Source organism: Paenibacillus sp. FSL F4-0087 (assembly GCF_038020215.1).
Classification (GTDB): domain Bacteria; phylum Bacillota; class Bacilli; order Paenibacillales; family Paenibacillaceae; genus Paenibacillus; species Paenibacillus taichungensis.
The window spans coordinates 6,085,029-6,110,636 of the sequence record NZ_JBBODJ010000001.1; the positions used below are offsets into that span (position 1 = coordinate 6,085,029).

General features: G+C 37.8%; 18 protein-coding genes and 3 pseudogenes. 20 read left to right on the forward strand and 1 reads right to left on the reverse strand.

What is annotated here, in order from left to right; all coding sequences use genetic code 11:
- The first annotated feature begins 953 nt into the window (after positions 1-953).
- The 10 genes and pseudogenes from MHB84_RS27745 to MHB84_RS27785 all read left to right on the forward strand — a co-directional run bounded on the left by MHB84_RS27745 (position 954) and on the right by MHB84_RS27785 (position 12,553).
- Positions 954-1,706: an SDR family NAD(P)-dependent oxidoreductase gene (locus MHB84_RS27745; protein ID WP_076288741.1), complete on the forward strand. Its 753-nt coding sequence runs from the start codon at positions 954-956 to the stop codon at positions 1,704-1,706.
- A complete protein-coding gene (locus MHB84_RS27750; RefSeq protein WP_076288740.1) occupies positions 1,707-2,156 on the forward strand; it encodes a hypothetical protein in 450 nt (149 codons plus the stop codon).
- A gap of 275 nt (positions 2,157-2,431) precedes the next feature.
- Positions 2,432-2,935 carry a hypothetical protein gene (locus MHB84_RS27755; RefSeq protein ID WP_076288739.1) on the forward strand — a complete coding sequence of 168 codons (504 nt, stop codon included), beginning with the start codon at positions 2,432-2,434 and terminating at the stop codon, positions 2,933-2,935.
- Between the two features lie 174 nt (positions 2,936-3,109).
- Positions 3,110-3,280: pseudogene (locus MHB84_RS31460) on the forward strand (ASCH domain-containing protein); the annotation flags it as partial.
- 875 nt (positions 3,281-4,155) lie between these two features.
- Positions 4,156-4,809: an N-acetyltransferase gene (locus MHB84_RS27760; RefSeq protein ID WP_076288738.1), complete on the forward strand. Its 654-nt coding sequence runs from the start codon at positions 4,156-4,158 to the stop codon at positions 4,807-4,809.
- A 173-nt stretch (positions 4,810-4,982) separates the two neighbouring features.
- Positions 4,983-6,962: an ATP-dependent nuclease gene (locus tag MHB84_RS27765; RefSeq protein WP_076288737.1), complete on the forward strand. Its 1,980-nt coding sequence runs from the start codon at positions 4,983-4,985 to the stop codon at positions 6,960-6,962.
- 4 nt (positions 6,963-6,966) lie between these two features.
- A complete protein-coding gene (locus MHB84_RS27770; RefSeq protein ID WP_076288736.1) occupies positions 6,967-8,922 on the forward strand; it encodes a UvrD-helicase domain-containing protein in 1,956 nt (651 codons plus the stop codon).
- A gap of 227 nt (positions 8,923-9,149) precedes the next feature.
- Complete coding sequence (locus tag MHB84_RS27775; RefSeq protein WP_076288735.1) at positions 9,150-9,887, forward strand: hypothetical protein; 738 nt, start codon at positions 9,150-9,152, stop codon at positions 9,885-9,887.
- A 54-nt stretch (positions 9,888-9,941) separates the two neighbouring features.
- A complete protein-coding gene (locus MHB84_RS27780; protein ID WP_341143085.1) occupies positions 9,942-11,417 on the forward strand; it encodes an RES family NAD+ phosphorylase in 1,476 nt (491 codons plus the stop codon).
- Positions 11,418-12,010: 593 nt separating this feature from the next.
- Positions 12,011-12,553 (forward strand): hypothetical protein, encoded by a 543-nt coding sequence (locus tag MHB84_RS27785; protein WP_341143086.1) that lies wholly within the window; start codon positions 12,011-12,013, stop codon positions 12,551-12,553.
- 576 nt (positions 12,554-13,129) lie between these two features.
- On the opposite strand, the gene MHB84_RS27790 is transcribed toward MHB84_RS27785, so the two are convergent.
- A complete protein-coding gene (locus MHB84_RS27790) occupies positions 13,130-13,837 on the reverse strand; it encodes an antibiotic biosynthesis monooxygenase (protein ID WP_076288732.1) in 708 nt (235 codons plus the stop codon).
- Positions 13,838-14,254: 417 nt separating this feature from the next.
- Here MHB84_RS27790 and MHB84_RS27795 point away from each other — a divergent pair, with 417 nt between their 5' ends.
- The 10 genes and pseudogenes from MHB84_RS27795 (at position 14,255) to MHB84_RS27840 (ending at position 25,560) form a co-directional block, all read left to right on the forward strand.
- Positions 14,255-14,719, forward strand: a complete 465-nt coding sequence (locus MHB84_RS27795; protein WP_076288731.1) for a MarR family winged helix-turn-helix transcriptional regulator — start codon at positions 14,255-14,257, stop codon at positions 14,717-14,719.
- 258 nt (positions 14,720-14,977) lie between these two features.
- Complete coding sequence (locus MHB84_RS27800; protein WP_143764636.1) at positions 14,978-15,478, forward strand: hypothetical protein; 501 nt, start codon at positions 14,978-14,980, stop codon at positions 15,476-15,478.
- A 46-nt stretch (positions 15,479-15,524) separates the two neighbouring features.
- Positions 15,525-15,707 (forward strand): hypothetical protein, encoded by a 183-nt coding sequence (locus tag MHB84_RS27805; RefSeq protein ID WP_341143087.1) that lies wholly within the window; start codon positions 15,525-15,527, stop codon positions 15,705-15,707.
- Between the two features lie 706 nt (positions 15,708-16,413).
- The gene (locus tag MHB84_RS27810) at positions 16,414-17,049 is read left to right on the forward strand and encodes an FMN-dependent NADH-azoreductase (RefSeq protein ID WP_076288729.1); all 636 of its coding nucleotides are present in this window, start codon (positions 16,414-16,416) and stop codon (positions 17,047-17,049) included.
- A gap of 148 nt (positions 17,050-17,197) precedes the next feature.
- Positions 17,198-17,734, forward strand: coding sequence for a TetR/AcrR family transcriptional regulator (locus tag MHB84_RS27815; RefSeq protein WP_076288728.1), 537 nt, complete (start codon positions 17,198-17,200; stop codon positions 17,732-17,734).
- 1,319 nt (positions 17,735-19,053) lie between these two features.
- Positions 19,054-19,472, forward strand: a pseudogene (locus tag MHB84_RS27820) (hypothetical protein); the annotation flags it as partial.
- A pseudogene (locus tag MHB84_RS27825) lies at positions 19,472-20,044 on the forward strand (SDR family NAD(P)-dependent oxidoreductase); the annotation flags it as partial. The pseudogenes MHB84_RS27820 and MHB84_RS27825, both read left to right, overlap by 1 nt.
- Positions 20,045-20,166: 122 nt before the next feature.
- Positions 20,167-22,179, forward strand: a complete 2,013-nt coding sequence (locus tag MHB84_RS27830; RefSeq protein WP_076288727.1) for a glycosyl hydrolase 115 family protein — start codon at positions 20,167-20,169, stop codon at positions 22,177-22,179.
- A 261-nt stretch (positions 22,180-22,440) separates the two neighbouring features.
- Positions 22,441-23,727, forward strand: coding sequence for a glycoside hydrolase family 28 protein (locus tag MHB84_RS27835; RefSeq protein WP_076288726.1), 1,287 nt, complete (start codon positions 22,441-22,443; stop codon positions 23,725-23,727).
- A 258-nt stretch (positions 23,728-23,985) separates the two neighbouring features.
- Positions 23,986-25,560, forward strand: a complete 1,575-nt coding sequence (locus tag MHB84_RS27840; RefSeq protein ID WP_076288725.1) for a glycosyl hydrolase family 28 protein — start codon at positions 23,986-23,988, stop codon at positions 25,558-25,560.
- Positions 25,561-25,608: the final 48 nt, after the last annotated feature.

Genomic DNA, 25,608 nt, shown 5'->3' on the forward strand with positions numbered 1-25,608 from the left:
TCTCAGCCGACCACCCCGATATCGAAATCAAGAACAATTACTGGATACCGTCTAAGCGTTGTTGAATAACGCTTGAGCGGTATTTTCATATTCATGGAGAACATTGCGTTTTTTTAGACGGTTACGAATATCAATAAAATCAAAAGGATGCCAATACGTTAATTTCGCGTTTGGCATCCTTTGTTTTTTACTTGATAGTAGAGGCTTATTGCATCATGGTATTTTTGTTAAAATGAGAACTACTCATTTCAATAAGAGTATTATTATTAACCCATGTTAGCGTGCCAGCATGATTATTTCTAAATGGGCTATAATGGTTGAAACGGTTAAGAACTTGGTCAATGTTAATGAGAATCTTTATCTGTTTAACTAAGCTAACTGGCAAGTTAGCGTAACAATGGTAAACGTTATAATCTATATAAAATGACCTTAACCACTTAAACATATGATGAGAGGTTAAACGCTGGCGGCTAGGTATTAAAGAATAACAATTTGGGACTGAAAATAGCTGTTGTAGATCGTAGAACTAACGGTTAAAAAATTTGGTTTTCCTTGATGGAGGTACTACGAGTCAGATCTTTGGATGAGCAAGTGAATTAGACTTAGAGTTGTGCAGCACGGAGTAAAGCTCTATACAACGAAGAACTATAATGGATAGAAAATTTTATATTCCCATTTCATTTTCTATAGTTAGATAAACAAGAGTAAAAAATTATGTACTGATTTTTTACCGATTAAATAGTTGTTAAGGTTGTCATTAAACAATGTAACGCAATCAGGAAACTATAGCGTAACAAAAAATGGAGGATTCTGCGGGCGGATGTTGCTCCATTTTTTTGTTAAACTGAAGGGCAGTAATCTTGAAATAAAGGCAAGGTAAATGTTCCATCCCACGCTTGATGCATAATAATATCCAAAAATATTAAAAAGAATACAGTCGGGAGGTAGAGATTGTGCAAGATTTACAAGGGAAAATTGTTCTCATTACGGGAGCCAGTTCTGGAATTGGTCGGGCGACGGCGCAATTAATGGCTTCTAGAGGGGCAAACGTTGTCATCAACTACAATAAAAACGAAAAGGGAGCAACAGAAACAGTTACTGCGATTCGAGAATTGGGTGGTGAATGTATAGCTGTCCAAGCAGATGTTACTAAGAAAGACCAAGTTGAGGTAATGGTTCAAGAGGTTGTTTCGATTTATGGAGCCGTTCATGTATTGGTAAATAACGCTGGTGGAGGCATTAAACAGAGCACATTCATGGATATGACCGAGGAACTTTGGGACGATACCTATGCGTTGAATGTAAAAAGTATCCTCCTATGTTCACAGGCGGTATTAAAAGACATGCTTTCACGAAAAAGTGGTAAAATTATTAATCTTTCTTCGGCAGCGGCTCGTATTGGAGGTTCGGGCGAAAGTATCCACTACGCCTCAACAAAAGGCGCAGTAAACACGATGACAGTTGGAATGTCTAGGGAGTTTATTGAATATGGGATTATTGTAAATGGAGTCGCCCCCGGAATTGTTGAAACACCATTTCATGATAAGTTTGCCCCTGAAGATAACCGCCTCGAACGATTAGTAGCATCCGTCCCAATGAAACGTGCTGCAACTCCACTTGAAATAGCAGAAATCATCTGCTTCCTCGCATCAGATGCAGCAAATTATATTTTGGGGGAAACCATTACCGTAAGTGGTGGTAGATGAGTGAAAAGAACTTGTAACGATTGCCGGAATGGACAAGAACATAGTCATATTACCGAAGATTTCTTCCATGCATGGTTTGATATAGCAGGGAAGGGATGTGAAGAAATCAGTGTTCCTCCATGGAAAGAAGTCATTAAGCGCGGGATGTTCGGTTCCAACGATATCGTTACTCGGGCGCAGGCGGCAGTGATATTGATGCAATTGCATTCCAGCATGAAGCAATTCGTCGGCGCACCGAAGTCGGTCACGTCCGAGAAAAAGTTACCTAAACGTCTGTTTCCGGAAGTGTATATCAAACCAGCGCTCGGCAGCAAGACGTTGATCACCGAATTCCACGCGGACAGCACGCTGTCGGTGGAAGGACAATTCTTAGATTCTGTAGGTATGCCTAGAGATAATACAGTTGAAATGTGCAAGTTACATGGTGATCCAGAAGGATATTTTCCATGAAGATACGTTTTGTAGAGATGCCGCTGGTGATTGGTTTTTTTGAATATAGTGAAGGTGAACTGGCAAAAGAGCAGTTAATCCATAATGTTATGAACTTTCTCATATGATATGTTTAGCAGCAGTAAGAGAGTTATTGTGACCCCCCAAACAAAAATAAAATACTCCATACATCCTGTTCCTTTTGGAGGTTCATACTTTCCAACAATTTATGCTTCAAGTAATACAGCTTACTTTAATCACACTATAAATTAAATATATTTGATTGGACTGTAGAAATGAGAAAAAACTCCTATAAACTCGTTCTGATTGCATCCATTTTTCTGAATGTATTGCTCGTTATTCTCTCGTATAACAATCATTTAAACAAACAACGTGATTATGCATCTGGAGATCCTTCAGCCTATAGAACCTTTATTCATGGATTGACTTATTTTAGTGAATCGATAGGTACTTTAAAAGCTGAAAATTCTAAATCTGAAAATACGAATATTCTTATTAATGCAAAAGAGCGGTTAAACCTTGCAATGAATTCTTATATTAAATTTGAGAATTCTATGGCTTCAACGCATCTCGAATCCTCAATCCTTGATGACAAAGTGGCGATGGTTAATGAATCCATGTTTAAGGTACTTTCTTCGTATGTACGAGGAGAATATGATTTACAACAAATCAATCAATTCAAAAAGCAGGTGGATGAATTGCTGAATAACCTGCCTAAATCTTATGATACAAAGATGAAAGAAGATTTTATAAAATCCATTAATAATCTTTCTTATTAAGTCAGAACATGAGAGCTTATGTAAAGACCGTTTTTCAATATATTCTTGGGAAACGTTCTTTACAGCTTTTTTAAGAGCAAATTTTGATAATACAAACTCATGTCCTTAGCCGATGATGATCAAGAAGGTGGTTCATAATGATGTCGAGGGACAAGAACAGAGAACAAAAACGTAATTGAACAATATTGGAAGTTGTATGCTCAAAAAGAAAACCTGAATTTAGAAGTTCCTGCTGCTTGGATGTTTGGAGATGGTTCTAAGGAGATGGGCGCTGCGCTAGCGAAGCTTGTTGTTGACGGCATAAAAACAGCAACATGTGCTGCATATTGTGTATATGAGTTTGAAAACCCGGGAACTTTGTAGATTTCATGTGGTTTTCCATTAAGCTAACGGGAACGATAGCTCAATTAATGTCGCGAGACAAGAACATTGTTCCATTCAAAGTCGCTATTATAGCGGCTTTTTTGTTTTAAGAAACCAAGTTCTTGTCCCAAGCTGAGGACAAGAACTTGGTTCCTTTGCCGAAAAGGACAAGAACATTGTGTCATTTCGGATTAGGTGATTATCTAAATAGTATCATGATGTAGACCATCTGCCGAGATAAAAGCACAGGAGCAATAGGACATCGATTTTTGGTATCAAGAACTAGGTTTTTTCCGACCAAAGGCAAGAAATAGTTCGTTGTTGAAAAGACATGGTAGTACTGTTGATAAGAAGCTTTATCTGTTTCAATAACCTAACGGGCAGGCTAGTTAAACTTCGCAGCGCCCAGAGGATAAAGATCATATATATTGTCACTGGAGAGCGAGAGACGGTTGCATCACTTGCTGCTTCTTTCAATATGATGGCGGTAGGTGTGTAAGGTTAGTCTAAGAGGAAGATATTATTAATGCCTCCTCAGGGTACGATGACTATCGTAATGAAATTGTTTTGTGATATCAAATGTGGTTTGGGGCTTTAACTAGTCTTGAGTATTTTATATTCTCCTAACAGAAATAATTTATTAGGGAATATGAGTGATTTATGAAATCCAAATAGAAAATTAATAATCCGTTGATCTGTTTAGCATTGCCGAGTGCATTTTAATAAAATTTCGAATAAACATTGCATCTTTCAAGTTAGGGTAAAAGTTGAAAGTCGCTCATCCATGATGTAGAATTCAGTCGAAATGAGGAAGGAGTTCGAATGGGAAGTGGGGAATATTTACTATTATAGAATCAATGAATAGCTACGAAGAAAAGAGTGATAATGTGGCAAAGAAAAATAATCCGCTTGATGAGAAAAGCTCAAAGCAGCTTACCGATATACTAAAGGATTTATTTGGGGACAGCGATCCGTTTCTTATTTTGAATAGAGAATGCAAACCGCTCCCCTTGGAGAAAAAGGGCGATATTGAGTATGATATCAGGTGGCACACGACTGACCTCGAAAAGGATGGACATAAGATCATTCATGTAGCCCAGAACCGATTTGGGGAAAGTGTGATGATTTACCGCTTAATGTATGGTGACGGGATGGATGATGTAAACATTCATCTTAGGGTGAAGGTCATTTCCAAAGATGGGGTAAAAGTGCCTGATTCGAACGTCCACGTACATGTTGAGAACAGACATATGGATATTGCAGATATAAAGATTGAAGGAGAGCGGGTCAATAGGGGTTACGGGTCGATCATGATGGAAGGGCTAATAAAAATAGTCCATGAGATGCAAATCAAAGTTATTACCGGATGGATTTCCTCAGTAGACTGGGATCACATCGACAGGTCGGAACATTTCTACAGAAAGCATGGTTTCGACTGTCAACTCGATCATGATAATAAGCGAGGTACCATAGTTTGGGTTAACCGAGAACTTGGTTCTACTCAATATTGACAATGGTGATTTATCAGCCTGATCACAGACGATGGAAATCAAAAATTATTGTTTAGAGACTTTTTTAAGAGTTGCGGTATTAGCTTTATTTATCTAATAAATTTTAGTTATCTGAATAGTATCATGACGGAACTCATATGACGAGAATAAAGCACATTAATGGAGGCATTCAAATGCATATATCTAGGTTGAGTATCTCAGGGTATAAGAATACTAAAGAGAAATCTGAAATCAAACTTAACAAAGGACTTAATGTACTTGTTGGGGAAAACGGCTCAGGCAAAACCACTATTATTAATGCATTGAGACTTGCTTTACGAGAAAATGAATTCTCATATATGAGTATAGATGAGGATGACTTTTATCGTTCTATTGATAATAAATACTCCGCTCCTGAAATTAGAATCGATCTTTTATTTGAGTCTCTTAATTCAGATGAACAAGTAACTTTTATATCATGGTGTGATGCAGATTTTAAAGCACAGTTGCATCTAGAGATTAACGCCAATCCTAATCGAAAAGGCTACTACAAGAAAGAAATATGGGGTGGTGCTGCCAAATCTAGTATTTTTGAAGAAGAAACATTTGAATGCATTGATTGTATATATCTACCGCCTCTTCGAGATGCAGAGGAAAAACTCGTTAATGGTAAGAGATCCCGATTAGCACAACTTTTAAAAAAGCAATATGGTGACAATAAAGATACACTCGTGCAGAGCGTAAGCGAATTTAATAAACAAATTACAAATAATTCTGAAGATAAATACAATGAGATTGAATCAGCAAAGAAAAAAATAAATACAAAACTTGAGGAAACACTAGGACAACGGTTAGGTCAGAGTATCAATCTGCAATTCGCAGAAACGACTTTTAATAAAATAGTAGAAAGTATCAAAATGGTCTTTTTCCCTGGCATCCAGCAGAATGATCCAGATAAGTACAGAGATATTGCTACAAATAGTTTGGGATATAATAATCTTTTGTACATAGCTACTGTTTTTGCTGAACTCGAATTATTAAAAGATAACAATATGATGACCGTGTTGTTAATTGAAGAACCAGAAGCACACCTTCATCCTCAACTTCAGGTGAAATTCATAAAATATTTAGAAGAGATAACACGTAAACTTGAACACACACAAGTTGTTATTACAACCCATTCACCAGTGCTTGCTTCTTCAATAAATACGGACAATTTAATTCATATTGCTCAAAAGGAAGAAAAAATTATTGCGACCTCATTGAAAGAAATCAATTTGGGTGAAAGTAAAAACTATATTAATCGGTGGCTTGATGTTACAAAGTCTACATTGCTTTTTTCTAAAGGAATCATTTTGGTGGAAGGTATAAGTGAAGCAATGCTTATTCCCTCTTTAGCAAAGATAGTATTGGCAAGACATAATAAAGACTTGACTGGGACAACGAGAATGTTGCCCAACTCTTTAGAAGAAGCAGGTGTATCTATAATCAACATCAATGGTATCAACTTTAAACATTTCATGAAGCTCTTTGTAAATTTCGACAGTTCCACAAATTCGAATCAATTACCAATCTACTGCTCTGGAATTACAGATAATGATCCTCCTAAAACCAAAGAAAATATTTATGATAAAAATGGTGTATTAAAGTTAGATGAAGACCAAGAACCGTTATTCACACTCGTAGACATTTTTCCTTTACCTGGAGAAGAACCTTTAGGTGCAAATAGCGCATTACTACTAATTGAGGAAGTTAATAACAGCATTTGGGGAAGATTGTTTCACTCACCTTTAAAGACGTTTGAATATGACTTAGCTATTGAAAAAAACACTAGTCAGATGGCTGAAGTGCTTTTTAATTTATGGCCAAAACCCGGAAAAGTAAAAACGCGTTGCGAAAAAATTTTATTGAAAAACAATGTGTACGATGAAAACGATCAATTATTAGCAGAGGATGCTAAATACATTTTTAAGCATATAGATGTTGAAGAGGTTGGGAAAGGCGTTTACGCACAGAAATTGACAGATTACTTAGAGTTACAAATAAATAAAGAATGGGACCGTGTTGATGATACCAAATCCAATATCAAAAGCGTTTATTCAAATATAGGTGATGTAATAAAAGTTCCAAGTTACATAGAAAAGGCTATTCTCTGGTCATGTGGCGGTGAATAAATAAATGGATAATAAATATAGGATGGAACAAGAAGTAATAAGAACTTTATGTGGAAATAAACATGAAATTAATGATGCATATATTTCACTTATTGAAACTAAAGTAAAGGAGAAAACCGAACAGCAGTTAGAATATGTTCTTTCTCCTTTAACTGAAAACATTTATTTGGAAGCTTGTGCTGGCAGCGGAAAGACCGAAGTTGTTGGCATGAAAACTGCTTATGAAATAAGTAAATGGGACTATAGGAACCAAGGAATTGCGGTGCTCACCTTTACTAATGAAGCTATGGACACTATAAAAAAACGAGTGGGAATGTTTTCTGATCTAACTTCCTTATATCCTCACCATATTGGAACTTTATCGGGATTTATACATGGGTTTATTGCACAACGTTTTGGATACAAATATTCGAAACATAAAAATAGATCTGGTGATACTTCATATACGTTAATAGATAAAAATATGGAGATATTTGATAATCACTGGTTAAAAAAATATGAGCTTCCTTATACAAATCGTAATACAACTCATCAGTATTCTTATGCTAACCAAATTTACTATGATCATGAAAACAAAGATATAATTATTTATAATTCTGAAAGTAACAAGTTCACATTGAAAGAATATTATGAGTCTGCCGAATTCCAAAAGTTTATTCGAAATTATAGAGAAAAAACTGGCAATAATCAAGCCTTAGGAATCAAATATATACGAGATGAGATAATCAAAGTAAAACAAAATTTTTTAAAAGATGGTTTCGCGAACTTTGAGGACATCAACAATATGGCGTTCAACGTCTTAACAAAAAATCCCAAGATTGCAAAACTAATAGGAACACGATTTCCTTACATTTTTATAGATGAATGTCAGGACTTATCATTGGTTGAAATAAAAATTCTCAATCAATTAAAGGCATGTGGTGTCATTCTACATTTTATTGGAGATCTAAATCAATCAATTTACGAATTCAAAAATGCGAATCCTAACACCACTAAGCAATTTTTGTCTGACTTCAAAAAGTATTTCCTGACAGATAACTTTAGAAGCTGCAATTCAATAGTACAAACATCGAACCAATTGTTAGGCATCACATTATCTATCCGTGGTCATGAAATAGATAAGTTAGGGGAGAGAAGTGTCTGCTACTTGGAATACACTGATCGATCTTTAATAATCAATCAATATCTTGAGTTTCTAAAAAATGTAGATATTCCTTTTGAAAAATCAGCTATCTTGGTAAGACAACTGACAATGAAACAAGATTTAGAAAATGATTCTCGAATGAGTAAACATCCAATTTTGGATTCTTTACAACTTTGGATTCAAAATACACCAAGTTCAAGACTAATTGCTCTTGAACTTGCAAGCAAGCATATACAAAAATGGTTTGGTGGTGCTAGAGCAAAACACAGTTTTTATTGTCCAAATTCAATCGATTCTGTTTTTAGATGGAGAATTTTTATTAAAGACTTTCTAGAAGGTTGCTTAGCATATGATGATTTAACGAAATTTGACAATGTTGAGTATACTACTTGGTATAAAAATTTCAATAAAAATTCCTATAAGATACTAGATAAAGCTTATCAAAAGTTAAAAAAATATGATAAAGAAAACAGAGATTTCAGCACACTACCTAAATTAAATGCTCCCCGAGGTACTGCTAAAAGCAAAATTTTGAAATATAACAAAAAGGATAATTTAAATTTGATATCAATAAATACGATCCACTCGGTTAAAGGTAAAGATTTTGAAAGTGTTATGGTAGTCTCAAGCAGTCATAATTCAGGAAGTGGACATTGGAAAAAGTGGATTGATAAAGAGCTTGAAGCTGGAAGGATAGGTTATGTTGCTAACACCAGAGCAAAATATTCTTTAGTATGGGCTGTTCCAGTGTTGAAGGATGAAGAAAGAGACAGGCTTGAATCTTATGGATTCGTTAATGCTAATAAGTTTTCTTGAATACTTTATTTTTAAGTTATACCGAACGATTGTGAAATAGTTTTCGTTTGGAAGTACTGTCATGAGGCTCCTCAAAACTTATCTTAGCAAGTCCTCCTAGTTTGATAGATACAAAAAAACAGCGAGACAGACTTCTGAGGAACTTGCACTCGTGAAGAGGCTGGTAAAGCTTCCCTATCTGTGATAAACAAATCCATGGACATAATGGATGAAAGGAATGGAACTGTTTGAATAATAAAATAAGTGAATTTTGTAAGCTCAAACTTGAAATAAGGGATTTCCTAAGTCAGACATCTAGTTACATAGAGTCTATTGAATTCGAAATAAAAGAAATGGTCAGAAAATCACATTATACAGTAATTCATGAAGGCGAATCTTACGATTTTTATAGTTTGAAAAATGAATCTTACTGGTTTCCTATAACTTTAAGAAATTCAGTATTTGTTACACTTTATGGATTTTTAGAACATATTCTTATGAAGATATGCAAAAATTTGGAGTTAAATAGTGGTATTACTAGAAGTGTTAAATCTTTCATAAACGATAAAAACAATTTCGGACCTACTATTGAGAAAGCTAGTAATTTTATTGTGAGTGTTGCAAATATTCATTTTCCAAAACAGTTGCCAGAATGGACATTTATGAAAAATTGCGCTACATTGAGAAATTCTATAATTCATAGTTTTGCAAATACAAGTGATAAAGTAAATGGTTTACTTCCTATGAATGGTGTCACAACTGAAATAAAAGATGTTGCTAATGAAGTATTCGGATACAACTATCTAGGTGAGATAGTTGGCGTATCACAATTTAACTTTGAGTCAAGCTTTTTTCTACTCTCCAGCTTTAATAAAGAGTTTCTAAGTTCATTTGCAACAGTAATGAATGAGTTTTTTATAGTTAATAGTTCGTTACTGAACGGAAAATACGATAAAGAAATCGCGGATTTTAATTTTTCAGTCTAGTTTTAATCAGTACTAAGGAATATATACTAATTGATTGAACGGAGCGACTAGTTTATGAGTAAGAAAAAATTAACTAATCAAGATGGTAAGTACCAGAGTTCATTCAAACTAGAAGAACAAGCAACGCAATTAAAGAGGAAAAATCAATCAGGGAACTTTCCCCCCATTAGTCAAGCAGTGACAGATATCGTGGGATATAATGCGAATCATTTCAAGATAGCAGATCAAATGAGGATAAAATATCCATCGGAGATCTTTACCCCCATTAGTCAAGCAGTGACAGATATCGTGGGATATAATGTAAATCATTTTAAGATAGCAGATCAAATGAGGATAAAATATCCATCGGAAATCTTTACCCCCATTAGTCAAGCAGTGACAGATATCGTGGGATATAATGTAAATCATTTTAAGATAGCAGATCAAATGAGGATAAAATATCCATCGGAAATCTTTACCCCCATTAGTCAAGCAGTGACAGATATCGTGGGATATAATGTAAATCATTTTAAGATAGCAGATCAAATGAGGATAAAATATCCATCGAATAATCTTTCTCTTAATAGTATAGCAGCGACAGATACGGTTAAAAGAGCCATGAAAGGTATTGAAGGAATTTCGTGGGATACTCTAAATCCAGTTGAAAAGGCTATAAGAGGGGGGGCTTTTGATGAACCATACAAAAATCCAGGATCAACTGTCACAGAACAGCGGATCATTGAAGGTCGTTTAAATTATCAAGCGGCAAATATCAATTTTACCAATAGATTAACCGAACTCCCACAAGAGGACTATTCCTATTCGAGATTGGACAATGAAGATGATGAATCTCAGTTACTTCTGGTTTCAAAAAAGCCCAATGGTTCAATAATACCAGTTGATGAGGTCAGAAACGCAATAGGAGTAATGCAACTTATTGGGAAAATTACCACAGAAGAGATGGTTGCATTTACGGGCCATCTCCAGCGATTTCCAATGTTAGGTTTAGAACATAAGGTCGGTAAACTCATTCGAAATTCAGTTAAGGGTCTTGCAAAAAATGTTCGATTAAGTGGAGAATTTTATCGATGTCGAACGCGTAAATCTGATGAAATAATGCCATGGACAGAAATGGAAATGTGGGAGGCTCCATCAGGAATAAGCTCGCAGGGGCGTTTTAATATTGAGGGAAACGGTTTTTTATATTTTTCTCGAGACAAGGAAATAGCTATTATGGAAATGAAGCAGCCTTCCGGAACGATAATTGATATTATGAATATTAAGTGTGAGCCTAAAATGGACATTAAAGTGATCGACATTACAGATTTGGAGGTAAACTTGTTTAAATTTTGTATGTTCCGGGCTGGTGACACCAGAGTCAAAAAAGAGTATCTTCTACCAAATTTCCTGAGCCAATGTTGCCAAATTGAAAACATACATGCTATTAAGTATAAAAGTGTTTTTGATCATAATACAAGTAATTATGTTTTTTTTGACTACATGAGAGAATTGTTTAATTATCAAACTACGATGTCTATAAAGACAAAATAGGTAGCGTATCCAGATGGAGATAGTGAAGAGGTTCAAGCAAAATTTGAGGATTTAAAATCTGCGGCGGAAGGAGGTTTCCATTCTTGGCTTCACCAGTTTAAGCCTGCAGACAAGTGTGCATTTCATAATCTTAATTTGATCAAGAGCTGCCCTGATTGTAATGAGACAATACCTTTTTTATTTTCCAATAAACAGTTGGGTTATGCTTTCCGATGTAAGTGCGGGTTTCCTATTGGATCCTTTCATATATCTAGTTGGAATGAATGGAAAGGGCCAGAGCAATTAAATCAAGCTGTTTTAGAATGGATTAAATCGAACATGCATCAATTAGATGTACAACCAAAATGGATCGTTCATGAGCAACATTGCAACCTGAAGTTATTATTACTAAAGGAAAGCCCAAGGAAACTAATCATTTTGATTCAATAGAACCCATCCATCCAAATGATTACTATTCAAAACGGTTCCGAACAAAATTATTTAGAAATTACTCACAGGCATGTAGACAAGTCGAAGACAGGTTATTCCAGAATCTTCTTGGGAACCATCAACATTGCATTACGCAATTGATAGAACTTAGAAAAACAGATGATATGGCCAAATTCCCTGAGATATGCCCTTATGCATACGCATATGTTTTTTGGAGAAAATCTCTTATAAATAAGGAACATTTTTATGACGAAAACTCTCTAAGGAAAATCAATATATCTGAGGAAGCTTCTTTGATAATCGAGGATCACTTAGATTATTTCTCCGAACAAATTGTAAGTCTTCAAATGAAGAACCAACATTGTATTGATACAAGAATTCTTTTTTGGATTATTAAAAAAATAGTTATCCAATTCAGCGGAAATTTTTTTAATGCCTGGCTGGAGATAGCAGGGAAGAGGAGTAAGGAAATTAGCACACCTTCTTGGAACGAAGTAAATAAAATGAGAGATCGATCTTTTCCAAACGTAGCTTTGAAATACAACTTTGTTGAGAACAGCTCATCAAGTTCCATTGAATATCACTATTTAGAAAATGAAGAAGTGTTGGCTTACAAATACGTTTGCCCATATCAACATGAAAGCGCCAAACGTAATATTTATACTATGAAGTCTTACAAAAATCAGTTGAAGCATATTGTCTTTTAAGGACAATTAAACCACTGTCGAGGGACAAGAACATGGTCCCATTAAATTCGCTATTTTAGCGGCTTTTTTATGTTATCGGTACAAGTTCTTGTCCCGAGCCAAGGACAAGAACTTGTACCGATTGCCGGAATGGACAAGAACATAGTCCGATTGCCGATTAGGCGTATACCTAATCGTTTTTTTAATTCATTAATCTAACGGGTTACATTAGCTTAATAAAAATAATAAAGCAGCTGATCAAAGTGATCAGTTGCTTTTGTTCAATTAACGGGCAGGTTAGTTGAACTTTTTGGAGAATGATTAAATGGTAATTCGTTCCAATTGTCCTCATAGGAATCTGTCTACTATTGTATATAAAAGCCAATGAACATGTTCATCGTTGGGTTTATTGTACCATTTATCCCAATTTAAACCCGATTGAGGATACAACAACTGGTGGAATTGATGAACGAAATCACCAATCAAGTCGGCAAAAAATTATCAGCCCTTATTAAAAGTCAATACAGCACTGATTCTCTGCTTTGCCCAACTACATCATGGTGTACCTCCCGATTTCAAGCTGCGAAAGTTGAGAAACTAAGAACCAGACACACTGCTAGAGGATACAATATGAATTTCTTCTCTTACGCCTATATTCGTGTCGACATCGCAGAGGTCAAATACCTTTTGGTGTCCCTCATCCATTGCAGGGTTAGAGTAATGACGTGTGAATGATTCGTCATCCCTATAGAATTCAAATGCCCACATGGTATCTGGTTCATCATTAGGCTGGCAAAGAACCCAATCTACTGGGCCATCAGGGTCATCTTTATAATGAAGCTCGGTACATAGCTCAAATAAATCCGCGCCCTTACCAGGCTTTGCATACGTTTTTAATACCATACCTGGTTGATTCTTATATAGGGTCTTCTCGTTAACAGCATTTGTAGCTGTGTCAATTGTATAGTTGGAGGAAATGATGTGTACATCAGCTCTCAATGGCATATCAACTAAGAGGTTCATTACCTTTTCATGTCCCTTATCCAATGCAGAGTTAGAGTGATGACGTGTGAATGATTCGTCATCCCTATAGAACTCAAATGCCCATAAGGTATCAGGTTCCTCATCGGAACGGCAGATAGCCCAGTCTACTGGACCATCTGAATCGCCATTGTTATGAAGATTGGTGGTGAGTTCAAATAGCTCATCTCCCTTCCCTGGTTTTGCAACCATCCGTAGTACGACTCCCGGCTGATTCTTGTATAGATTCTTAGCATTTTTTTCTTTACTAAAATCTTTTGACATAAATATCCCCCATCTTATTACAAATATATTTTGCTTTGTAGTTTAACACTTGTAACACTATTAATTATGCTCCAAGCGCTGTGAGATTATATCCGGAAAATGTTATCCATCTCTTGCCCAAACTCTGTTCGTTTCTCAATCTGCCTAAGAACGGTATGCAGCAGTTACTGGCTCGCACGGATTTCCGATTCATGAAGTATGATATCTGTATTATTAAAAATTCGCTGTTTTAACGCTCTGACTTGAGGATCACCACTTTCTCAATAGTTATTGGACATTAAATGATTTGCATCTTGAATAGAAAGTTGTAAACTAAATAAGAACTCATTCATATTGTGGTACTATATATTGAGGTACCTCAATAACTGATTATTAATCTATTACATCCTTTTATCTTTGTCAAGGGAGTGCTCATTTATGTCCAATAAAACAATTAGTTATCCGGATGCAACAGAAGTTGTGCAACTGCTTATGCGCGCATCCCACCAAGTACATCAGGATTTTGAGATTGAGCTTGCATCGTCCAATCAATCGGTCCAACTTTCCGGACCACGAGGTCGCCTACTTCTGACCGTGTGGGAAGCAGAGACGATTCGAATGAACGAATTAGCCATTAAATTAGGACTAAAAGCAAGAACAATTACGGAACATGTGGATTCCCTGGAACGTGATGGCTTTATTAAACGAACTGCCGATCCGAATGACCGTCGTGCCACGCTGTTGCGGCTTACCGAAGAAGCACTTAGCCATGTTCATCGCTTTAAATTAGTCCAAGAGCAAATATCGGAAAAGTTGCTTCAGAAATTTTCTGCCAAACAACGAATAGAATTAATTGAACTGCTCGCATTATTCCTTGTTGGAAAAGAAAATGAGTCTCATTGACGTGATAATTGCAGAGGAAGAACGCATGAAGGCACTCGATTCGGGTGCCTTTAAACTTCGCTCTATAGTTGATACGATGAACCGTACCACAAATAAATGTGATTTTTAGTATAGGGGATTTTGTTATTTACGCGATAGTAGAGATAAAAATAAAGAAACTAAAAAGTTTATAGGGGTGATGTTATGGGACAAGTTGCACAAAATGCACTTAAAGGTTACACATTTCAGCTCTAGATATTTACGCTGTTTTTAGCAAAGATGGACGTTGAAAGAAAAATCAAAAAGATTGAATCGGAAACAATTATAAATGGAAACTTTGATGATAGTGATTTTTCGGTAGATATATTCGATTCAATACCTGAGAAAATAAATTGCCTTGATGTTAAGCACATTGATTATAGAATACATGAAATGCTTTCATATCATAGTTATGGAAGGACGAATGAATACACAGATATAACAAATCCGTTGCAAAGCAAGTACTGTAGACAAGTTCTTGATGCTATAGATGACTATGGTTACAAAATATCAGGACTGATTGTTGATGAAAAAATCGAGGAAATGATCACTGAAAAAGGAATAGAGACTTTAAAACATGTAAAAGAAGAAGAGGGGGAGTTTATTCCATCTAAACATGGATGTATTCATGAAGAAGAAATCGGGTATATTCGAGATAATCAGATCGGATTTCTTGAAGTATCAAGATACTCAGATGGATGGTATTCCTGTTTACCTTTTGGATATCTATTCTCTTTTTGATTTGGTTGAAATCAGAATGTACCACTTAAAGATACTGCATAATGCAATGTTTGCTAGAGTATCAGGTAGAGAATACATTGGTGATTGGCATTTGTTGATTGGTAATATTCCACAATTTCTTGATCAATACAAGATTGATATCGACTGGAACAAAATGTATGAAACTTTAAAATGGTTTTTAAGAGAATCATTAATTTACGATGCTGATCATAATGAGCAACTGAAGTGATTCAATGAGGTCCAACTAAAATTAGCCAGCCGTTAGTCATTATATACCTCCCCCTCTATAGGGGAAGTGGGGACGATATGGAATTGGAACCACGTCTACACAGATCAAGAGCAGGAAATATTAAAGATACAATTGGTAGGTATATTCGAATTTTTTTCAAAATGTCGCGAGACAAGAACATTGTTCCATTCAAAGTCGCTATTATAGCGGCTTTTTTGTTCTAAGGAACCAAGATCGTGTCCCGAGCCAAGGACAAGAATTTTTACCGATTGCCGGAAAGGACAAGAATATGGTCCGATTACCGATTAGACATATAACTACACGCTCCTTTTCCTCTTAAATAAATTAAGCTTACGAGCAGAATAATTACAAAAATCACATTACTCTTCATTCAATACAACATTTTGCTGCTCTAATTCATTAAACTAACGGAGCAGGTTAACTTAACAATTCATACATTCAAATCGTTGCTGCACTTAGTCAATATGAAACGGGCTTGCGTGTCAGGGATTATTTCTAATCTGTATTTTTATGACAAGAGACCGGATTGAACATTATTCTGATTATTCATTTTATAGTCAATTCCAGTATAATGTTGGATTTGCAACAATTCGATAAAATTGATGGTTTGTTTAGCAAATGAATCATTTTATACTAACTTTAACAACAGTTGTTGTAAATTTAAAAGTATAGAGGAGAAATTACTATGGCTAAGGTATTATTTATTACAGCAAATCCAAATGACGTAAATCGTTCGTATAGTATGGCAGCAGGAAAGGCATTTATTGAAACATATAAAGAAACAAATCCTACGGATGAAATCGTAGCCTTGGATTTATTCAAGGAAAATATTCCGGATTTAGATGCAGATGTTTTCAGTGGTTGGGGAAAACTTCGTGCAGGACAGCCCATGGACGCTCTTTCAACTGAAGAGTCAGCGAAGGTTGGACGCCTTAACGAAATTCTCGATCAATTTATGTCAACGGATAAAATGATATTTGTAACACCGATGTGGAACTTCTCATTCCCTTCCGTTGTGAAAGCATATATAGATGCCGTAGCGGTACCTGGAAAGACATTCAGATATACGGAGACTGGTGCTGTAGGCTTACTTCATGGTAAGAAAGTGCTTCACATTCAAGCGCGCGGTGATTTTTATTCAGAAGGTCATTTAGCAGATGAAGAGCTAGGCGATCGGTATTTAAAACATATTATGAATTTCATGGGTATTACTGAATATGAAGGTTTATTTATTGAAGGTCACGCTAAAATGCGAAATAAAACTGAGGAAATTAAAGCAGCAGGCATCGAGCGTGCAAAGCAATTAGCACGAAACTTTTAATCGTTTATTATCTTTATGTTGCAATTCGTGGTCCATACAAAATGGATCATGAATTGCTTATTTTTTTGAAAATCTTCTGTTATAATTAAGTCATTCATTTAATCTAACAAGTGTTGAAAATAATAGCTTTTGGAGAAGGTAAGTACGAATGAAAAAACAAGATCCACGGATTCAACGGACAAGACAAAATATCATGAATGGTTTTATGAGACTGATCAGAGAAAAAGATTTTAGTGATATTACCATTGCTGATATTACACAAGAAGCAGAGATTAACCGTTCAACGTTTTACTATCATTTTGTGGATAAATACGATTTAATCGATGTGATCCAAAAAGAGGTTCTCACTAAAGAAATTTTTAATGAAGTAGCATCACAACAAGTCATCGATGAACAAACGATTATTAAGTCCCTCCAAGCTATTATGGGTTCTCAAATAAATTTATCCTTACAATGTCAACATGCTCTTGAAGAATTTAAATCAAAAATGGACTATGAAATTAAAGAACGATTGACGGAAACTCTGCAAGCTTTATTAGATAAAGAGCATGGTGTGAAGGAAGAACATTATTTACTTGCTACATTTTGGAGTTGGGGCATTTATGGGGTTGCAATGGCATGTGTAGAGGGAAAAGAATCTTTGCATACGGCGGTTAAACATTTGACAAATATCATTTTAGGCTAGTATATAGAAATTTGTTCTATATACTTTTTTTATCAAGTTTTAAACAGACGTTTAAGGGAAATCCATTAATATCGGTAGCGTCAAGAATTAGGTGTGAATAAAATAACCTTGTCTTGTGGAAGATGGTGCTAGACATAGCTTGTAGATCGGAATAAGCTTGGTCAAAGCCAATGTGACAACGTGAAGCAAAACGTTGCACGATATCCCGAAAGAAGGACTGTTAGAGGACAAGAACATGGTCCTATTGAAAGTCGCTATAAGCGGCTTTTTTTTGGTTTATTTAAAAGTTATTGTCAAAATACATTGACATGAACATAATTACATTTCCGATATGATTTCAACGACGGAGGTAGACGCCCTTTTATTAACCTAAACATGCTAATACGACGATCAAATCCAATGAATAACTTAATCAATATTGCTTTAAGCATTGCACGACTAAAGGAAGTGTTGGTGAGTCAAAAAACATGAACTCACTAACCGTAAATATTTCTCATTTTGAGAAATATTAAGTTGGATTGAAATGTCAAGAGGGTAATGAAACGCTACCCTACCCTTTAACACAAATGGCGGATCTACAGTAGCTTTACAAACCCTTGAATATTACAAAAAGCTAACAAGCCCCTTAGTTCGGTTTTCCATCGGCTGAGGGGTTTCTTATTGTGAAATTGACTCGATAGAGCCGTTTTGTAAGGCGCGGCCAATTATTTTACATAAAAGAGACGTAGATAGTACATTTTTCTTATTATTTTTATCCTGTATTGTATCGACATAAGAAGGAATTTGAAAGTGAATATATTGTAAGCGCATTTATGAGAATATTCCATCCTCTGCCACAAATCTGTAAAGTAAGGCCTGGTTTAAAATGAGGACCTATCGTTTACAACAGTTTGTGGATGTTACGGAAATACATATTTTTAAAGACATTATGCCAGAGCATTACATCTCATAGGAGGTCTTGCCTTTGAGAAACGGGGCGCACGCGCCCATACGAACGACTGATCGGAAGGCATCGACTATCATACGCACGAAGATTGTGAAGCATTTCTTATCCTGCTTGGAAAATGCGAGGTGAGATCAACAAAGAACACTTTTAACTGGTAAAGACGTGACTGTGGTTATTATTAAGCCGAGGGATTGCCATCATCTCATTTCCAGCGTGGGAGATCCTATCGTCTCCGTAAGGGTCCATGCCGGCTCATCTCCCAAAAAAAGTGAGTGAAGATCGGGACAAAATGCAGGCAGCACTGGTTGGTTTAGGAGACTTCAGCTCGAGGTGGTACAAGAGGATTCGAATCCATTCGGGCATACAGGGATTAGGGCCAGATGTCAATAAAATGGCTGTCTTCGATTTAACTCATCAAACTGAAGGGAATGCGAACGGCGTCGGTACTGCCGATTTCACAACACAGCGGCTGGTAGACAAAATGGATTTGGAAAAACGTATGCCAACGGCCTGACTTCTACGGTAGTCGCTCCAACAAAGATTTCCACAACCCTGCCGAATGACAAAGAAACGATACAGGCTTCGATTAAGACATGCAACATTTTACATTTCGAGCAAGTGAAAATGGTACGTATCAAGAATACGCTGGAGCTGGGCGAGATCGAAGTGTCAGAAGCTCTGCTTGAATATGTGAAACAAGATCCTAAGATGAATGTTGTGCAAGATTCATACGAACTACCTTTTGATAACAAGGATAACTTATTTTGGGAAATAGGGAGTGAGTCAGACTAATGACCAATTTATTTGATTTGACGGGGAAAACAGCAGTTGCAATTGGAGGAAATAGTGTTCTCGGCTCCTCCATGGCAGCTGGTTTGGCAGCTCATGGGGCACATGTTGTTATTGTCGGACGCAATGCCCGGAAAGCATAGGAGGTCGCGGATGTTATTGTGATGAGCGGAGGCAGTGCCAAAGCCTTTCAAGCCGATGTCAGCTCGAAGGAATCCATTATTCAAGTGGCAAATGACATCGAAGCATGGACAGGTGGATGCGACATCCTGCTGAATGCCCCAGGCAAAAACAGCGCGACTCCTTTTTTTGAGTTGGAGATGGAAGAATGGGACGGCATTATGGATATTAACTTAAAAGGAATTGTCGTTACTTGCCAAATCTTCGCTAAGCGCATGATAGAGCAGAAACGCACGGGGAGCATTATTAATATCTCTTCCGTATCCTCGACTACACCGCTGTCTAAAGTATTTACTTATTCCGTTTCTAAAGCTGGCTTAAACAGCGTAACCCAATTTCTTGCCCATGAATTCGCAGAACAAGGTATACGGGTGAACGTAATCATCCTTGAGTTTCTTATTCGGCCTTTTTTATATGTACAACTTAGGGATTACCGAAGGCTTGTTTAAGATTTGGATAAATTGACGACAAGCGGGTTTGCGTCAAAGAAAAGCATAGGGGTGGTAAGGTGAGGTTATTGGCCAAGGATATAGTAGAAATACAGATTGATGCTCAAGAACATCAGGGCATCAGGTTAGCAATAAATGATTTAATTAATGATTTGAACATTGTAATGGATGTTCTTGGATTCTGCCAACAAGAGATTTCAGATATAGAAGGATTTTCTATTACAGTGGGAACCTTAAGCAACGCTGTATTTTCTAATTTCCTCAATAATAAAGGAATCGATTCCAGAAATATGGATGGTAAAAAAGAACATTATCTCATCCAGAGCGCTGGGGAAGAGGGGTGTCATGTCGTTATCGTGGGCAGTGATACCAGAGGTGCAATCTATGGCATCTATGAGTTTAGTCGGGTAATTCTGGGGATCAACCCCTTGTATCTATGGACCGGTCATACAGCTGCAGCCAAAGAAAGTCTCGATTTCAGCAATATCTCGTTGACGGATGGACCGCATACCTTCAGCTACCGTGGTTGGTTCATTAATGATGAGGATCTGTTGCTGGGATGGACCGGCAAATTTGATACGAATTTTGAAAACAATGCATTCACGAAGCATGCGGGTTATGTGAATGCCTTGGAACCGATTATGGAGACTGCGCTGCGGCTCAAACAGAATCTGTTAATTCCGTGTTCCTTATTAGATATCCTCGATCCATTAGATGAAGAATTGGTTCGGGGTGTGGCGGAGCGCGGACTGCTTATTTCCCAGCATCATATCGAGCCATTAGGGGTATTCCCCAAGCGGGTTTTGCGCTACTGGCAGGAACGAGGAGATCGTGAGCCCCTATCCTATACGAACAACCCTGAGAAGTATGAAGAGGTTTGGCGGCTTTATGCAAGTCGTTGGGCGAGGTATGACAATGTGGTTTGGCAACTTGGATTACGCGGCATGGGGGACAAACCAGTATGGGCAGATGATCCGTATGCGCCAGTTACAGATCGTGAGAGAGGTCAGTTAATTGCTGGTGCCATTGCTAAGCAACTTGAAATTATTACGGAAGCAGTAGGCCACAACACCTTTGCCTCGACGGCAACTTTGTGGATGGAAGGAATGGAGCTTCTGAAGGGGGGACATTTGTCATTTCCGAAGGAAACGATGATTATCCAGGCGGATTTCGGTCCGACCCAGATGTTAGGTGACAGCTTTTATGAGGTGAACCGGGAGCTGGGAAGGCAATATGGCGTGTATTATCACGTCGCTTTTTGGAGTTGCGGACCTCATTTAGTCCAAGGAACTTTACCACAGAAAATTCATTACAATCTGCAAGCGGCTGTTCAGGAGGGGAATACCGCCTACCTTGTCGTTAACGTAACAAACATCAGAGAGATGCTGCTTGGAACCCAATATACTGCTGCAATAGGCTGGAACCTTGAAACTAGTCAGCCGGAACCGTTCATGCGAGAATGGGCAGTAGAACATTACGGGCAGCAAGGCAGTGTGGCGGCGGGCCACGCTTATCAAGCATATTTCGATGCTTTCCATTCGCTGGACAATCGGGGATACGCAGGTCGTATGCTTCTGATGGATGGCATGTGCCGAAGATTGATTGTCAAACTGACGGCGATTTTGAATGGGCAGCCGTTCAGAAAGGAAGAGATCCAGAATCAAACGTTATTGGCATTCAATCAAACAGCAGACTTCGTATTGTATTACAAAAATGCCACTAAAGAGGCACTTCCGAAGTGGGACATCGCTCTGAACGAGGCTTATCTGGCTATGCAGGAAATTGATGAGGATCGTAAAGAGTTCTTTATTACTAACCTTGTTGTCCAGCTGTCCATCATCCGCTCGTTATACCGGGCAGTTTATCAGCTCTCTATTGCAACGGAGTCTGTACTCGCCGGCTCTAAAAAGGAAGAGAGGCATATACGTGTTCGAATCTTGGAAGCCGCAGCGGAACTTCAGCAGGCATCCATCATCCGCGCGCACGCTGAGAGAGGTATATGGAAGGGGTGGTATGACGGCGATGTATTACTAAACCTTTCAGACCTCATCTGCCAGATAAGAGAATGTGCAGGGGAATGAATGAGGTGTTAGTGGAAAAAGTATTTAAATCTTGAAAGGTGGTGTGTAGTCATCGTAATTACATATATAAAACCCGCTTATACGATAACAAGCTCGTTTTTTGGTTTACATGCAGACGACACTCCTGTCTTTGTTGAAAAGTTTTTAGACTATCATTATGCTCATTTTTCTTGCTCGGGAACATATATAGTAACAGTCACAGCAAACGAGCTAATCAAAAGCTATGATATAAGCCCTCATCGTTTGGGGATCACGGGAACAGTGAGCGGGAATCAGCTGACATTTTCGATTGACAGTAATGCCGAGAAACCTTCGTATTTGGTTATTCAGATTAATAACCTGGAGAAATTGGTCGTTTTGGCTGACCCTTTGGAAACCAATGCTCCGCGATCCTACGGAACAAGTATTTATAATATAACGAAATCGCCTTATTGTGCAGACAACACGTGGACGACCGATGTTACCAGCATCATACAACAGGCCATTGATGATGCATCTGGCGCAGGCGGAGGAGTCGTCTATGTACCCGCAGGCGTATATAGAGTGAAGGATATTCTTTACATCAAGAGTAATGTAACCCTGTACTTGCATGGCGGGGCAGTCATCAAGTCAAATCCGGACCGAACTCTATATGACTATACGACTAGCAGGGAAGGGAAAATATTTATTGATCCTATGATAAGGATTGACCATGCACCAAATGCAAAAATAATGGGACGAGGTGTACTAGACGCTAGTGGCATTGCGATTATGGATACGGATCGTTCATCATCAACCTATCTCGGATATAGAAGAAATGTTATTGTAGGTAACTTTTCTAATGATGTAACGATAGAAGGCATCGTGATAAAGGACTCAACTACATGGACGATTAACGGTATCCAAGGCGGCGACGGATTTACGGTAAGACATGTTAAAATTATTAATCACAAAAATGCAGATCAATATAAAATCATGAATGACGGTATAGATCTATGCGGAACAAGAAATGTCGTCGCGGAAAAAAACTTTGTCATGACTGTCGATGATGCCCTATGTGCGAAATCAACGATAAATGACTTTGCCATGTATAATGTGCGCTTTAAGAATAATATTGTATTCTCATCCTGTGCTGGTCTCAAAGCAGGTTTACAGTCATTAAGCCCTATGTATGATGTATGGTTTGAAGATAATGACGTCGTTCAGGCACGGCGTGGAATAGTGGTAGAAGCAACCTCGGGGAATCAATTGATGAATGATATCCATTTTGTAAATACTAGGGTGGAAAGCTTTGTATTCACCTCCATGGGTAAAAGTATACCTGTAGAAATTGAGGCGCAAACAGCACCCATTACGAATATATATATCGAGGATGCTTTGTTTGAGAATGCAGCATTTAACCCTGTACACATCTACGGATCAAATGACATGAATGCAGTAAAGAATGTCACGTTTGCGAATCTAACCATGTGTGGAGATATTATAACAAACACTTCGGATGGACAAATCATTGAGGGCAACCATGCAGCTGGTGTAAAGGTGACATTCATGTCTAACAAAGGATTATAAATATAAGGCACTTACAGAGTCTCGCAAATTGCGGGCTCTTTTTGCTGTAAATTGAAGACAATTACCGAATATTTTGCAAAAAAGAAACGATATTAATACATTTTTATTGATGAACTTATATCATACAATATGAACGAATGAAAACGCTTACCGGAGAGGAGGGTTTTTCTATTTTATCGATCATAAATAATTAGTTTGTAGCGTGTTGTTACGAGAAGAATGAGGTGCAATTAAAAGTATACTGGAGGCGAAATGATTATGTATTTCAGTAAAGTGAACTGGCGAATCGGAAATGTATTCACGAAAATGATCCTTGTTGTTGCTCTCATGTTTAGTTTCACGGTTAGCTTGGCGCAACCTGCTTCGGCTGCGACCGTAGTGACGTATCCCTCTTACTTCGGTACAAGCTCGACCTACACGTTGAAAGTGGATTCGACTACGGTCAGAGTTGCCAGGCAGTTTGATTATTCCTTTGCCCAGTTTGCTTATTCCGGTACAGCGACTTTTAAAGTAACAGCCTCAGAAAACATCACTTCTTACAACATTAGTCCTCACAGTTACGGCATCGAAGCAACGGTAAATGGTAAGGAGCTGACTTTCTCCCTTCCCCAAGCCGAATCACGGTACTTGGTCATCTCGATCAACAAGCTGGAGAACCTGGTCATTATGGCTGATCCTATAGAAACAGACAGACCATCACCAAATGGCGGCAGCGTAAAGAGCATCAATGATTACCCGGGCGTGGACAAATCGGGCGGCAAATTAATGACGTCCATCATCCAACAAGCCATCAATGATGCAAACGCTCGTTCCGGCGGCGGCACTGTTTATTTCCCATCGGGTATTTATAAGTTCTCGCAACTGGAGATGAAAAGTAATGTTACGCTCTATTTAGCTGCCGGTGCCGTACTTCGCGGGTCATCGGATGTAAACGATTATGATTTCTCCGGGGAGGTTTTTCCCGCGGCCAACATCCGTATTGTAGGGAAATCAAACGTAGCGATTAAAGGAAGAGGTATGATCGACTCCAATGGGACTACACTTACAACGGGCGATAGTGGGCCGAATCGTGAGAACATTATCCGTTCTAACAAAAGCGGGGGAGGAACAAAACCGAACAATTTAACCTTTGAGGGAATTACGCTTAGAGATGGAACAACGTGGAACTTCAGGATTCAAGACGCTACAAACGTCAAAATCAAAAATGTAAAAATTATTAATAACGTGAACTGGATTCATGGAGATGGCTTTGATCTCGTCAATACTTCTCACGCTGTTGTGGATCAATGCTTCGGTTATACCGGCGATGATGTATTTGATGCGAAATCATCATCGGAAGAACCGATGACGGATGTCGTATACAAAAATTCGGTTGCCTTTACCGAATCTGCGGGTACCAAGGTCGGCATGCAAGGACAGGCATCGGTCAGCGATATATGGTTTCAGAATATAGACGTGATCCAGGGCTATCGGGGCGTGAGTGTGGATCATGACCAAGGGAATGGCGTATGGGATGATATTCATTTTATCGACATCCGAACGGAAAGGATCTTTAATAATGGAACCTCCGGCCAATTCAGGACAGCTCCGATCCTCATCTGGACGGCTAAATATGGCAGTGACGAGGTTGGTCCGGTCAGCAATATAGAACTGACCCGCGTCAGCTTTGAGAACACCAGAAATTTTCAATCCTACATTCAAGGTTATGACAGCTCAAGCAAAGTGTCCAATGTAACCATCACTGATTTAATGATGAATGGTCAGAAGATCACCAGCGCTTCCCAGGGGTTAATTAATATCGGTTCGAACACGTCCAATATTACTTTCCACTAATGCCAATGATTGATGTATAGAGCGTGGGCGAAGGACGGACGATACGTT